This is a genomic window from Anabaena cylindrica UHCC 0172 (genome assembly GCF_034931625.1).
Classification (GTDB): domain Bacteria; phylum Cyanobacteriota; class Cyanobacteriia; order Cyanobacteriales; family Nostocaceae; genus Anabaena; species Anabaena cylindrica_A.
On the sequence record NZ_JAYGGY010000122.1, the window covers coordinates 1 to 15,017 of the forward strand.

A 15,017-nucleotide genomic window follows, 5' to 3' on the forward strand; every position below is an offset into this window, starting at 1 on the left:
ACTACGTTACGGTCAGTATGACATAAGTCCAAGTTTGACCCGTTTGCAGTATAAAAGATAAATAATTCTTACCTAGTCCCCAATCCCCAGTCCCCAGTTCCCAATTTTCTAAAAAGGTAAAAATTGTAATAATACTGAACCTAGACTACCGACAAAATCCATAAAGCTGGGTTTACTAGGTTTAACGTTTTCTGTATAAGGTGTTTTCACTTCTAGGATAAAAGCTTGTGCTGTTAATATTCCCTCCGCATTTTTTTGTTCTTCAAACAGTTTTGCTGCCATTTGAGCATCTTCTAAGGCGTTTTTGCGATCTAAGGCTTGGTAACTAGCTACACCACGGGACAAATATGCACCTGCGTAGTCTGGTTTAAGTGCGATCGCTTGACTAAAATAATCAATAGCTGGTTTAAGATTACCTTTTTCTGCTGCTGCTACACCCCAAGCATAAAATTCCTCTGGTTTGGCAATTTGTAAAGGTATACCCACAGCCCCTTGGAAGTTAGCCGCATTCAAGTTAGCATCAGTCAATTCGACATTTGTTAAATAGGTGTTTCTCAAGTCTGCACCCGTGAGATTCGCTCCACTGAGTTTAGCATCAATTAAGTTAACACCAAATAAACTAGCACCAGTCAAGTTTGCACCCCGCAAATCAGCACCAGTTAAATTAGCGCGGCTGAGATTTGCACCAGCAAGATTTGCACCATTTAAATTGGCTCCCGATAAGTCAGCCATTACTAAACCAGCACTGCGGAGATCACAGTTTTGACATTGTTTAGTTGCTAATAACTGTTTTATCTGCTCATAATTTGATGCTTGTGCGGTTATCGGCAAGCTTATAGTCAATAAAAATGCTGTTGTGGCAATAATTTGGCTTTTCATACTCAGTATCACAAGATATCTTGATTCAGGACTCAATCTTAGCCGAATCTGGATTTATACTGAACAGATGAGATTAGTAATTTAGGTCAATTTACCACAGTATTCGTATTTGTTACCGATTTATCTCTAGGTTTATATTTTTTTGTCGTTGAGTTAAAGTTACAACTTCCTGGTGAGGTACAGGAGTTTTTGCTATTTCTTTTTTGGAATTAGTCCAACCCATTTCTGCGAATAGGCTGAAGCTAAATGTTAGGATAGATGCTAATAATAATTTTTCCAGCATAAGTATAAATCTCCATCATCACCAAGCATTAACTAAAAAATTTTCTATATTTTAGCGGGCTTACTTGAATATACAGTAACATATGTTGTAGTTAAGTACCCGTGATTGAATGCTAACGTTTACGTGATTAATATCACAACAGTGACTCTACTCAATTTCGATTTTCTCAATTTTCCCTAATAGTTTTCTTTGAGTAATTGTACTGTTATCTCAGAACTATCATCCCTAGTCAAGCTTTCACCACTGAGATTGATATCTTGTGCAATGCCTAGCGTCAAACTACTGTACTTGCTTGTATTATAACACAGTATCATTACTTATGCTTGCTGTATTAATAATTTTATCAAATCTTAATTTTTATGAGTTCCAGATAACTTTTAGTGAGATTTTTTATCTTCTTTAAAGAGAAATTTAATCTGGTCATATCATGTTCATTGAAATACTTTTCATATCTATTTAATCTGATATCTAATAGCTATTAAATAGCCTAAATCTATTCGCCTAAACATTATAGAAATAAGAAATATAGTAGGAAGTGTTAGTTTAAAAAACTCTTACTTAACTCATAAACTAAAAATTCATATATACCTAATGATATAAAAATATGTTACTCCAAAAGATTGATGTAGACTGCATAAAAAAATGTATTAATAAAGTTAGTGTATCTCATAACACTGAGATAAATCTTCTATATTTTCAGGAAAATAAAAAGTATGGCTATAAATGTGAAAAACGCAAACAAACGGGCTGTAGGCATATTTACTCAGCGCCGTAATGTTGAACAAGCTCTGCATGAACTGAGAGATTCAAACTTTCCGATGGAAAGAGTTTCTGTCATTGCCAGAAATAAAGATGAAGGTGATGAAATTGCAGGTAAGCAAGTAAATGAAAAAGTTGGTGATCAATCTGATGAAGGTGCAAAAGTTGGAGCAGTTTCTGGTGGTGTATTGGGTGGTTTAACTGGGTTATTAGTTGGGTTGGGAACTTTAGCAATTCCTGGAATTGGGCCAATTATGCTGGCTGGAGCCACAGCAACAGCCATAGCTACAACTGCGGCGGGTGCTGGTATTGGTGCAGTAGCAGGTGGTTTAATTGGTGCTTTGATTGGTTTAGGAATTCCGGAAGAAAGAGCTAAAGCCTATCACGCAAGAGTAGAGAAAGGAGATTATTTAGTCATCATAGATAGTACGGATGCAGAAATTGCCAGAGTCGAAGCAATTCTCCATAAATGGGGAATTGAAGAGTTTGAAGTTTATGATCAACTGAATAGTAAAGAGGCGAATACAGATATTACTCATCGAAATGGGGTTGTTGATAAATACGCCATTGGTTACTTTTCCATGCTGCACGATGCAGAAGCAACAATTAGCGATTTAAGAAATACTGGCTTTCCCTTGAGTCAAATTTCTCTAATTAACAGGGAATATCCACAAAGAAATGCTTTTGAGGGAGTTCATGTGAGCGATCGCATTGAGCCTACTCGCCTAAATATTCCCTATCAACGGACTCAGTTCTACAACGATTGCATCCATCAGGGTAACTATATCATCATTGTCCGTGGTACTGATGCTGAAATCCAACGTGCAGCAACAATTATTAGCCAAAATCACGTTAAAGAATGGGAAATTTACGAAGCCAATGGCCATGAAAATGTAGCTCTACACACTACACAAACGGCCAGGAGAGCGGTTGGTGTATTTACCCATCGTCATGACGCAGAAACCGCACTAAGCGAACTAAGAAATGCTGGTTTTCCCATGAGTTATGTTTCCCTAATAGCCAAAGACACAAATGGTAATGTCAATAGGAATTTAGAGACAGGTAATCAAGCTGAGGAAGGCATAAAAGCTGGTGCAGCTACAGGTGGTGCTATAGGTGGGTTAGGCGGTTTATTAGTTGGTTTGGGAACCTTAGCAATTCCCGCAGTAGGGCCTGTGATTGTAGCTGGTGCAGCGGCCACGGCTTTAGCCACAACCCTTGCTGGTGGTGCTGTGGGTGCAGCAGTTGGAGGTATAGCTGGGGGATTAGTTGGTTTAGGAATTCCTAGAGAACGGGCGCAAGTTTATAGCGATCGCTTCCAAAAAGGTCATTACCTAGTAATTGTCGATGGCACAGAAGCAGAAATTCACCATGCGGAAACAATTCTCAACCGTCTGGGAATTGAAGAATTTGCGGTTTATGATGCTCCAGATGTCCATAATTTCAGAGAACATCAAAGCAGTTTTGAACCCATCAACCAGACAGAAACTGTTCCTAGTAATTACGTCTGAGAAACTCCTGTAATTATTGTTGATCAACGCGAAAGAACAGTTTAATTATCTTTCAATCAGTACAAAAATTAGGAGCATTAACATCAAAATTTTGATCCTAATTTCTACCCCTTTCATTCAAAAAATTCACAGGAACTAAACACATGAAAAAACTAACTTCTTTGTTGATTGGGTCTCTTTTATTTTTTAGTGTTGCTTGCGATGATACTGCTAAGACAACTGTCACTGCACCCGATTCGGGAGAAGTTCCAGCGAGTCCTGCTGCACAAACAACGCAAGACGCAAAAGAGGATGCTCAAAGTGAACTCCGTAGAAGACAACTCAATTCTGATATCCGCGCCCGTGAAGAACGAAATTTGGCAACTGGTGATATTACAGACAGAGCCGTTAAAGATTTAGCAAGTGAAGTCCGATCTAAATTAGAAGCTAATATTCCTGGTGGTCAATTAACCGTCAAGGCTACACAAGATGGCATGGTTACTGTATCAGGAACCGTTAGTAATCAAGATCAATTAGCTAAAATTGAACCTTTGGCAAAAGAAATTAATGGTGTCAAAAATGTAGTTGTTGAAACGATTGTTGCACCACCACAAAACTAAAGCTGCTAACAATCAATATCCTTAAGTTGGTGAATGTAAATAAATTTTTAGGATCAGGAGTCCGTAATCAAGATACAAACTGAAATATTTTTGACTTGGTATTCTGAGTCTAGACTGTTATATTTATTTACGTCCAGTCACTTATCAACACTGTTCTGCCAAATGGCAAACGTTATGGAAACTCAACAACAGCCACCAGACGGTGCATTAGCTCTTGAGGGTGTAGATACCACCAAATTACCAAAACTCCCGCCAGCTAAAGCTTCTGAAAGCCAATGGCAGCGAGTTAGCAGACAAATTGTTGATTTCTTAGACCAACTGCCAGATTATCTAGGTAGTTTTTTTGACAAAAACAAGCAGGCTTTATTAACCTTTGGATTAATTTTGTCTGCAATTGTGACAGTCAAGGTAGCGATCGCAGTTTTAGATGCTATTCATGGTATGCCGTTATTAGCACCCATCTTTGAGATAATTGGCATAGTTTATGCTATCTGGTTTACTTTCCGTTATCTCATCAAAGCTGAAACTCGGCAAGAATTGAACCACAAGGTTAATTCATTCAAACAACAACTTATCGGTTAATTCAAATTAATCTATTAGCTAATTTAATGTAGGGTTGGTATTGTTTACCCTACATTTTTTTCATTTCTGTGGAATACTTACAGCAGGAGTCAGGAGTAAAAAATTGCAAGATTCAAGGTGGCAATATACCCTGATTATATGTCTCGAGATAGATAATTTTATTTAGTGTTTTTCATTGATTTACTTCTTAAGGTAGTATATTTATCCTCAAAAAAACACTAATCTAGTTCTCGAAGTTATTCTCAAAATAAATAAAGAGGATTAAATTTATGGCTAATAAACCAGTTAAAAAAACAACAGATTCTGCCCATCGAGTTGACGCAGATACATATGATAGAGGAATTATCCCAGCGGAAACAGCAGCGCGTATGGACAGAGAAGGAGAACACTATAAACATCTTCCTACAGAAGAAAATCTCGCCAGTGCGCCTTCTGATCACCAAAGTAATGTTGAAAGCATACGCACCACAGATGGTTATACGATGGATCAAGAGGGTTTGTTGAATAATTATGCAGTAGAACCAGAAATGTATTATGACGTTCCAGGTGATGCACGGAAAGATCTGAAAGAGGACACAGCAGAACGTATTGAGGAATTACAGGAAGTAAATGAAGATAAAACAGGTGAATTGACGGAAAAAGAAGACAGAAGGGGTAAAGGCCCAGGAATGATTTAGATTACATCATTCCTGAATTACCCATAGCTTAATCTTTCATTTCTACAGTTAAGTTAGGTAATCCTTCTAGCTTTTCTGTGGGAATATCTTCTGCTACTGATGGTACAAAAACCCTCAAACCGCCTGGTACACAATTAATTTCTACAGGAGTTGTGCCGACTATTTCTCCGTCTATAACTACCTTTTGTGGTGGTTCAGTTGTGATTTTCACTCTTTTAGCTCGCAGATAGCCAATGTCATCTCGTTCTACGGGTGTACCTGCGGTAGCGGTTTGAAATAAATGGAATGTGGCTGCGATCGCACCTGTTTTATTTTCTGGGGCTACAATTGTTAAATCTAGTAATCCATCATCAAAAATAATACCTGCTGGGCCATGAGCTAAAACTGAAGTTGCAGGTGCGGCATTTGCCACTGTCACCGCTGAAGCAATAGTTTGAATGATCTTATCTTCGGTTTCAATTTCGACAGCGAATTTCTGTAAATTTCCTAATTCTTGAATTCCTGCCAGAACATACGCCATCATCCCCAGGCGATTTTTAGCATTCCTGTCTGCTTTTTCTACAGTTCCGGCTTCAAAACCAATACCTACCAATAATACCATCAGTCGCTCGTTGCAATAGGCTACATCTACTGCACGGGTTTTACCTTGTAAAATTGTCTGACAAGCATCTGCGATTGTATCGGGAATAGTTAAAGCTGCTGCAAAAGCATTTGCTGTTCCCCGCGAAATAATCCCGAAGGGAATATTAGTATTAACTACCGCTGCGGCTGCTGCTGAAAGAGTACCATCTCCCCCAGAGGCAATAATCGCTTCTACTCCCCTTTCTACTGCTGCGCGTGCGAGTTCGTCAGCATCCACTTCTTCAGTGGTGAAATAAATATCTAATTCAATTTCTGGTTCTAATATTGATCTGATCTGCTCTAATTCTAATTCTGGATCACCCTGACCCGCAACTGGGTTAAAGATAAGGCAAGCGGAACGACTCATATAGATTAAAAAATAGATTTAGACACTATACTATTTTTTAGCACATCTGTAAAGTTTTAACTTCCCTCTTAAGATTACTTTAGCGCAGGAGATCAAATCTTTTTATCTAACCTGCTATTTCTCTAATTTTCTCTCGAAATGCGATCGCTGCAACTAAAGGATCATCTGCTATTACAGATTGCGCTAAATATTGTCAAATCCAAGTTTGGCAATAATTCACTTTTTGCAGCCAGTTCATAATTTTTACCAAGCAGATGGTAAATTGCAAACTAATTATTAAGATATTTAATCTGATCTAGCTCTGAATTATATACCAAAATATTATTGAACTTTGGGAACAATAACTATCTGATTCCTACCTTTTTTTTTCGCCTGATAAAGAGCTTGATCAAGGGCGATAAAAAATGAACTTAATGAATTCGTATAAGTTTTTTCAAAAGTTGCCACTCCTAAACTAATAGTGTAATAAATCATTCCATCAGCGGCTGGATTTTCTTCAACTGTTATTCGCAATCTGTTAGCAATAACAGATGCACTTTCAATATTCGTATTTGGTAATAAAATGAGAAATTCCTCACCACCCCAACGACTCACCAAATCTTGAGAACGGAGAGATTTATTGAGGATGTTAACCAGGTGTTGTAAAACAATATCCCCAAAAGTATGTCCATAATTATCATTAATTAATTTGAATTTATCAACATCAATTAAAATTAAACTAAAAGGTATTTCACTGCGTTTAAATCTTGTTATTTCATACTGCAAATAGTTTTCTATTGCTCTACGATTCAGTGCTTTGGTTAAAAAATCTGTTGTAGCTAATGTATGCAAATCATGATGCAGTCGTTGATTGACTATCATAATAAAGCCGGAATTACGAAGGTAATCAAATAAGAATATTGCCCAAAGTGTGATGATATTTATGCTATTTGGTTGCATTAAAGAAGTTGTCTGTACCAATGGTACCATGATCATACGTAGTATCGAAAAAATAACATAAAATAAAAATATTATAGAGGTAAAAACAGAAGAACTTAATAGAGATTTATCTTGATTTGAAATCAAATAATGAATTGCTAATAAATTTGCAATGATTATTGGTAGCATGATGCTGAAATGTCTAAGATAATAATCATCTTTGATATATATAAAATAAAATTGGATAACACAAGAGGCAGAACTAAGAGCTATGAAAAACAGATAATTTATTCTTTTACCAATAAATTTACCAATTCCTATGGTGTACATTATTTGAGCGCAGATAATGAATAAATTACCAAAAAACCGTACATTCAATAGCAGTAATTTATCTGATAGGAATAAGCGCATAGGGAAAATGAGAAATCCCAGTGCTGACAAAATTGTGCCAATAGCATAAATACTAATTCCCCGATATTGGTTAGCTAAGAAAACTAAAAATATCAGTGTGATTGATTGCAAAATAGATGCAACACTAACCATGAGAGACATTGTGCTAATATCAATGGTCATGATGGTGGCTGCAAAATTCTGCATATAAGTAAATAGCCAAAATTACCATGTGTAAAGTAATACTCAATTTTTCACCTGCTTTTCATCAGCTGTTAAGATTGCAGAAATATAAACAAATGTAAAGACATTAGTTCAATCCGGTAAGTCACTTGCTGCGGTAGTCTAGATCAATGTGAATTTACCGCCTGGTTTGACATATAGTTTTATGACTTCAGTTTCTAGTCCTCCCCGCACTATTCGTATTGGTTCACGTAAAAGCCAACTTGCTCTAGTTCAAACATACTGGGTACAAGAGCAACTTCAGAAAAGTTTTCCTGATATCACTTTTGAAGTCCATACGATGTCTACTCAAGGTGACAAAATCCTGGATGTAGCATTAGCCAAAATTGGTGATAAAGGTTTATTTACCAAAGAACTGGAATTGGGAATGATCAATCAAGAGATTGATTTTGCAGTTCATTCCCTTAAGGATCTGCCAACAAAGTTACCAGAAGGGTTAACATTGGCAACAATTACCGAACGTGAAAATCCAGCAGATGCACTGGTACTGCATGAAAAATATAAAGGACAGACAATCGACACTTTACCTGAAGGTGCGGTAATTGGGACATCTTCCTTGCGACGGCTGGCACAGTTACGCAATAAATTTCCCCATTTTACATTTAAAGATGTGCGGGGAAACTTAATTACACGCATGGAGAAACTGGATAAAGGTGATTATGATGCTTTGATTTTAGCGGTAGCTGGGTTAGAAAGATTGGGAATGAGCGATCGCATTCACCAAGTTTTACCCCCAGAAATTTCTCTCCATGCCGTCGGACAAGGCGCTCTGGGTATAGAATGCCGTGAAGATGACAGTGAGGTCATTTCCATCCTCAAAGCCATTGAACACCCTCACACACGCGATCGCTGTCTAGCTGAACGAGCCTTTCTCCGTTCCTTAGAAGGTGGTTGTCAAGTACCCATTGGTGTAAATACAGAAATAGTTGATGGTAATTTAACCCTAAAAGGTATTGTTGCCAGCGTTGATGGTCAAAAACTGGTGCAAGATACTGTTACAGGCCTAGCCAAAGATGCCGAAAAGCTAGGTACAGAACTAGCCAATATTTTACGTCAACAAGGCGCAACGGAAATTTTAGAAACAATCTTCACCGAAATCCAACGCGGATCATAAGGTGATAGGTGATAGGTAATAGGTAATAGGTAATAGGTAATAGGTAATAGGTTACAGGTTACAGGTTACAGGTTACAGGTTACAGATAAAGATTTTACCAATCACCAATCACCAATCACCAATCACCAATTACCAATTACCAATTACCAATTACCAATTACCAATTACCAATTACCAATAAATACCATGCGGATTTTATTTGTTGCAGCTGAAGCTGCTCCCATTGCCAAAGTAGGCGGAATGGGTGATGTTGTAGGTGCATTACCCAAATTCCTCAGAGAAATAGGGCATGATGTGCGAATATTCTTGCCTTACTATGGCTTTCTCCCAGATAAAATGGAGATTCCTAAAGAACCTGTATGGACTGGAAATGCTATGTTCCAGGACTTTTCCGTTTATGAAAGTGTTCTGCCTGGAACTGATGTTCCCTTGTATTTATTTCAACATTCTTCCTTCAATACCCGCCGTATTTATGGGGGAGAAGATGAAGATTGGCGGTTCACTTTTTTCTCCAATGGTGCAGCGGAATTCTGCTGGAATTACTGGAAGCCAGAAATCGTTCACTGTCACGATTGGCACACAGGAATGTTACCCGTGTGGTTGAACCAATCTCCAGATATCACCACTGTATTTACCATTCATAACCTAGCTTATCAAGGGCCTTGGCGCTGGTATTTGGAGAAAATTACTTGGTGTCCCTGGTATATGCAAGGACATAACACCATGGCCGCAGCCGTACAGTTTGCCAATAAGGTAAATACAGTTTCCCCCACCTATGCAGAACAAATTAAGACACCTGCTTACGGTGAACAAATAGAGGGTTTGCTGTCTTTTGTGAGTGGGAAATTATCAGGGATTGTTAACGGCATTGATACGGAAGTATATGATCCTGCTAATGATAAATACATTCCCCAAACCTTCACAACCGATACCTTAGACAAACGTAAAGCCAACAAAATAGCCTTGCAAGAAGAAGTAGGGTTAGAAGTCAATTCCAATGCCTTTCTGATTGGCATGGTGACAAGGTTAGTCGAACAAAAGGGTCTAGATTTGGTTTTACAAATTCTCGACCGCTTCATGGCTTATACAGATGCTCAATTTGTTTTGCTGGGAACAGGCGATCGCTATTACGAAACCCAAATGTGGCAGTTAGCATCCCGCTATCCCGGTCGCATGGCAACTTACTTACTGTATAACGATGCCCTTTCTCGTCGCATCTATGCCGGGACTGATGCCTTCCTCATGCCTAGTCGATTTGAACCCTGCGGTATCAGCCAAATGATGGCTTTGCGTTACGGTTCTGTCCCCATTGTCCGTCGCACAGGTGGATTAGTTGATACCGTATCACATTACGATCCAGTAAATGAAGCCGGTACTGGTTATTGCTTTGACCGCTATGAACCATTAGACCTGTTTACCTGCATGATTCGTGCTTGGGAAGGTTTCCGTTTCAAACCCCAATGGCAAGAATTACAAAAACGCGGTATGAATCAAAACTTCAGTTGGCATGAATCTGCCAAAGAATACGATAAGCTGTACAAATCAATTTATGGTTTGCCAGAAGCAGAACCCACACCAGAACCAGAGTTGATTTTAACTGAGTCTAATGGTAAGTCCTGATTAATCATATAGAGCAAATAACGGGGGCTTTCCATCCCCTGTTATATGTTTTTCAAGATCAGCAATACAAAGACAAAATTTTTAACCTGTGTGCCTCGATTATTATTCAATAAAGGCTATCTAAGGCTTGCTAAATAAAGCAAAAACCTATATATATCAATAGTTTGAAGGTTGAAAATGTAAATAAGGTGTGTGTAAAGAATAAGCTTTGACACCATCAAAAACCCAGATTCAAGACTATTCTTCTAATTCTTCCTCCTGCCTCCTGCCTCCTGCCTCCTGACTCCTAACTCCTGACTCCTGACTCCTGATCATTTAATTTATGTTCACGCTGATTTAAAAAATCTAATAATTTCACGGACATGATCAAGAAATTGCCCATCAGTAGAAAGTTGTGCGATCGCATTTCTAGCTTCTCTAGACAGACGCTCATGTTCAGATTGATTTGTAGCGCGTACTTCCTCTAAACTAGCAACAATCCGCGCTAATTCTCGGCGTGTCTCTTCCGAAAAACGTTGATTGTTGGCTACTAAAGAATAAGGCTGTTCTGGGTTAAGTTGCTCTTCTAAAGATTGTACTTTTTGCTCTATTTCATAAAAACGGTTACGCAGTTCCACAATGTCTTCCCGTGGATAGGTAAATGCTTGACGAATCATTCTCAATCGAGCATATAAATACTCGTAGGCGCTGATTGCTGGACGCAGTAAAGTTAATAATAAAGCTGCACCAGAACTAATATATCCGACAGTACTAATACCTGTAGCAGCCAGGATATACAAAGCAAAAGCTGAAACTAAGTGTAAACCAATTGCCATCAAGAGCGATCGCTTGGCTAAAACTTTTACATACTTAACTTGTTTATCATCTACGGAAATGTTTTTTTCTATTGATTCTGCCGCTTCAGCTAAAACTTCTTTAGCCTGAAAATGGACATTCCACGGAACTGTCACAATGACCAATAACCACCAAAAACTCGCCCCACCAATTACCCAATCAAGAAAGCTACCAGCAGATACATGGAACCACTGCAAAATACCAAAAGCCAGTAATACTGTGACAATAATTCCCACAATCGAACTTATAAAAAAGTTGAAATACATCTTTTTATGTCTCCAATAAAACTCTTGCCTCTATCTTGACTACAAGTTAACAGTTATACCGTGAAGATTGTGCTGGTTTTCCTACTAGCACATCATAATTAAAATAAATCAAATGTCAAAAATGATCATCTTTTTTTCACCGCAATCTTGACAAACTGACTCTATATGTGGGAATCAACAACTATAGTCATTAAAAGCAAACTCAGCGTTTTAAGTATTCTTTGTCTAAACTTTATAGAAACTTGACAATTAATAGTGCAGGATATAGGCTATATTTATCTTGGGCGTTTAATAAAAACCTTATTAATCCATCAGAAATTAAACCCCTAAAAGATAAGTAAAAACTTCAGCATCTTGGTAGGTTCGTTTTAGTAGAGTCGTTCGGGTGTCATCGGAAAAACCCCAGGTCTAGATAGACATGGATTTTCATAGTGTGCGATCGCAAAGTTGACCGTCAGCATAGCGTACTTTAGGTATAGTTATCGCTAATAGCTACTGCTGCCAGCAAATCGCAGTTTGGGTAATTGAATCAGAATCTAGGTTTTATTTTGCATAGAGTTTAACCCGGATTTCCCTCACACCCATTGCTATAAATATTAAGCTCTGACTGCTCCACCACGGTACAGAGAGCAATCTTAAACGCAGATTAACAGCGGGATTAACTCCTAATCCCTGGCTGCTTCACCGAAGCAGTGCTGAGTTCTGAGTAACGAGTGTCAAGTAAAAAAGTCTAATTAATTGCACGCTGCTCAATGCCCCGCTACCGCTCTAAGCATAGCTATTGTAGGCAGGGCTTTACAGCACAAGAGGTTTAAAACCCCTAAATTCAGGTGAGGAATTTCCTCATGTAGATTAATCGCAGAGTGAACTCTTTCCTATCCTCTTAATGCGATTCATATCAACTCTGGCTACTCAACTACAGCACAGAGAAATTTTCTCACGCAGATTTACAGCAAAGACGAGCCGATTACAAAGCAGTAACGGCAATTTATCAAAACTTGAAAAAGCCAAAAATACTACAGAATTATGACTGAAAAAGTAGATATCTCCACACTTAATGGCACAAACGGCTTTACCATCATCAATGGCAACACAAACGATGACAACTTAGGCTACTCAGTTAGCAATGCGGGAGACATTAACGGTGACGGTGTTGATGACATAATTATCGGCGCTCCCCAAGCCGACCCCCAAGCAAAAGGTAATGCTGGAGCCAGCTACGTAGTATTTGGCAGCAACAACGGTTTTTCTCCTACCATTGACATCTCCACCCTAGATGGGATCAACGGTTTTACTATCCTCGGTGCTACTGAAAGTGAAGCAGCAGGTCGTTCTGTTAGTGCAGCAGGAGACGTAAATGACGACGGCATCGACGACCTCATTATCGGCGCTCCCTTTGCTGACACCAATAACAACAATAACATTGGCAGCAGCTATGTAGTATTTGGCAAAAACAGTTTCAGTTCCAATTCCACCATTGATCTCTCCAACCTTGGCAACAACGGCTTAGTCATCAACGGTCTGAATGCAGAAGACGAATTAGGCTACTCAGTCAGCAGTGCCGGAGACATTAACGGTGACGACATTGACGATCTAATTATCGGCGCTCCCAATGCCTATACCAACTCCAACGGCAAGCCTGGACAGACTTATATAGTATTTGGCTCAAATAACTTTGATTCCAGTTTCGACCTCAACAGCCTGAATGGTAGCAACGGTTTTGTCATCAACGGACAGAGCATAGAAGACTACTCAGGCTTATCTGTCAGCAGTGCGGGAGACATCAACGACGACGGCATTGATGACTTGATTATTGGCGCTCCCCAAGCTATTCCCAATGGGACAAATTCCGGGCAAGCTTACATAGTATTTGGCAAAAATGGCAGTTTTGATTCTAGCCTTGACCTCACCAGCCTTAATGGCAGCAATGGCTTTATCATCAATGGCCAGGAAGGTGACAAATTAGGCTTCTCCGTCAGCAGCGCTGGAGACATCAACGACGACGGTATTGATGACCTAATTATCGGCGCACATGATGCCGACCCCAATGGCATCACGAATGCTGGTCAAAGCTATGTAGTATTTGGTAAAAATGGTAACTTTAATCCCATCTTTGACCTCTCCACCCTCAATGGTACTAACGGCTTTGCCATCAACGGCATTACAGAATTTGACAACTCCGGCTGGTCTGTCAGCGGTGTGGGAGATATCAGCGGAGATGGCATTGACGATTTAATTGTTAGCGCCAACAATGCAGATCCCAATGGTGAAAGTTCTGGTCAAAGCTATGTAGTATTTGGCAAAAATGGCAGCTTTGCTTCTGCTATTAACCTTACCGATATTGATGGTACTAACGGCTTTATCATCGACGGTATTGCTGAATTTGACAACTTAGGTAATTCAGTTAGTGGTGCAGGAGATGTAAATGGTGACGGCATCGCTGACCTAATTCTCAGCGCCCCCTTTGCCTCCTCCCAATCTGGCGAAAGTTACGTGATTTTTGGTATCAATAGCGCACCTACTGATTTAATACTCGACAATAACAATGTTGATGAAAATGTTGCCTCTGAAACCGTAATTGGTACATTTATCACTACTGACCCCAACATCAAAGTTCAAACTTTCTCCTATAGCCTAGTTGCTGGAAATGGAGATGCTGATAATGATGCTTTCAGCATTGATGGTGAAAATCTGAAAATCAACCAATCTCCAGACTTTGAAAGCAAGGCAATTTACAACATCCGCGTCAAAACAACAGACCAAGGTGGACTCTCCTATGAGAAGGAATTGACCATCAATGTTAATGACATCAATGAAGAACCTACAAATGTAGCGCCTACAGATTTAGCACTAACCGCTATTACTATTGATGAAAATGTTGCTGCTGAAACAGTAATCGGCACATTTATCACCACTGACTCAAACTCAGGTGATACTTTCACATACAGCTTAGTTGATGATGCCAATTATCCTGACAATAGTGTTTTCAGTATTGATGGTGAAAGTCTAAAAATCAACCAATCTCCAGATTTTGAAACCAAGTCAAGTTATCTAATCAAAGTTAAAACTACAGACCAAGATGGACTTTCCTATGAAAAGGAATTAATCATCAATGTTAATGACATCAATGAAACAGGCACAAATGTAGCACCCACAGATTTAGCATTAACTGCAATCACTATTGATGAAAATGTTGCCTCTGAAACAGTAATTGGCACATTTATCAGCACTGACGCAGATGCAGGTGATACTTTTACCTACAGCTTAGTTGATGATGACAACTATCCTGATAATAGTGCTTTCAGTATTGATGGTGAAAGTCTAAAAATCAACCAATCTCCAGATTTTGAAACC

The 15,017-nt window shown here is 38.9% G+C and carries 11 protein-coding genes and 1 pseudogene; 7 read left to right on the forward strand and 5 right to left on the reverse strand.

Going from position 1 to position 15,017, the window contains the following annotated elements:
- Nucleotides 1-108 precede the first annotated feature (108 nt).
- The gene (locus VB713_RS26175; RefSeq protein WP_323314419.1) at nt 109-879 is read right to left on the reverse strand and encodes a pentapeptide repeat-containing protein; all 771 of its coding nucleotides are present in this window, start codon (nt 877-879) and stop codon (nt 109-111) included.
- 112 nt (nt 880-991) lie between these two features.
- A complete protein-coding gene (locus tag VB713_RS26180; RefSeq protein WP_323314420.1) occupies nt 992-1,162 on the reverse strand; it encodes a hypothetical protein in 171 nt (56 codons plus the stop codon).
- A 713-nt stretch (nt 1,163-1,875) separates the two neighbouring features.
- Here VB713_RS26180 and VB713_RS26185 point away from each other — a divergent pair.
- The 4 genes from VB713_RS26185 to VB713_RS26200 all read left to right on the forward strand — a co-directional run bounded on the left by VB713_RS26185 (nt 1,876) and on the right by VB713_RS26200 (nt 5,290).
- Nucleotides 1,876-3,432: a histidine kinase gene (locus VB713_RS26185; protein WP_323314421.1), complete on the forward strand. Its 1,557-nt coding sequence runs from the start codon at nt 1,876-1,878 to the stop codon at nt 3,430-3,432.
- 143 nt (nt 3,433-3,575) lie between these two features.
- A complete protein-coding gene (locus VB713_RS26190) occupies nt 3,576-4,031 on the forward strand; it encodes a BON domain-containing protein (RefSeq protein WP_323314422.1) in 456 nt (151 codons plus the stop codon).
- Between the two features lie 174 nt (nt 4,032-4,205).
- On the forward strand, nt 4,206-4,613 hold the full coding sequence (locus tag VB713_RS26195) for a CAAD domain-containing protein (protein WP_323314423.1): 408 nt from the start codon (nt 4,206-4,208) through the stop codon (nt 4,611-4,613).
- 269 nt (nt 4,614-4,882) lie between these two features.
- A complete protein-coding gene (locus VB713_RS26200; protein ID WP_323314424.1) occupies nt 4,883-5,290 on the forward strand; it encodes a hypothetical protein in 408 nt (135 codons plus the stop codon).
- Nucleotides 5,291-5,318: 28 nt separating this feature from the next.
- Here VB713_RS26200 and VB713_RS26205 read toward each other — a convergent pair whose 3' ends face one another.
- Together VB713_RS26205 and VB713_RS26210 are read right to left on the reverse strand one after the other, a co-directional pair.
- The gene (locus VB713_RS26205; protein ID WP_323314425.1) at nt 5,319-6,278 is read right to left on the reverse strand and encodes a YegS/Rv2252/BmrU family lipid kinase; all 960 of its coding nucleotides are present in this window, start codon (nt 6,276-6,278) and stop codon (nt 5,319-5,321) included.
- Nucleotides 6,279-6,599: 321 nt separating this feature from the next.
- Entirely contained in the window at nt 6,600-7,769 is a 1,170-nt protein-coding gene (locus tag VB713_RS26210; protein ID WP_323314426.1) for a GGDEF domain-containing protein, read from the reverse strand.
- A 205-nt stretch (nt 7,770-7,974) separates the two neighbouring features.
- On the opposite strand from VB713_RS26210, the gene hemC reads away from it, so the two are divergent.
- Nucleotides 7,975-8,943, forward strand: a complete 969-nt coding sequence (gene hemC, locus VB713_RS26215; RefSeq protein WP_323314427.1) for a hydroxymethylbilane synthase — start codon at nt 7,975-7,977, stop codon at nt 8,941-8,943.
- A gap of 186 nt (nt 8,944-9,129) precedes the next feature.
- Nucleotides 9,130-10,563 (forward strand): glycogen synthase GlgA, encoded by a 1,434-nt coding sequence (gene glgA, locus VB713_RS26220; RefSeq protein WP_323314428.1) that lies wholly within the window; start codon nt 9,130-9,132, stop codon nt 10,561-10,563.
- A 326-nt stretch (nt 10,564-10,889) separates the two neighbouring features.
- Here glgA and VB713_RS26225 read toward each other — a convergent pair whose 3' ends face one another.
- Nucleotides 10,890-11,663 (reverse strand): hypothetical protein, encoded by a 774-nt coding sequence (locus tag VB713_RS26225; protein WP_323314429.1) that lies wholly within the window; start codon nt 11,661-11,663, stop codon nt 10,890-10,892.
- A gap of 1,026 nt (nt 11,664-12,689) precedes the next feature.
- On the opposite strand from VB713_RS26225, the pseudogene VB713_RS26230 reads away from it, so the two are divergent.
- A pseudogene (locus tag VB713_RS26230) lies at nt 12,690-15,017 on the forward strand (hypothetical protein); the annotation flags it as partial.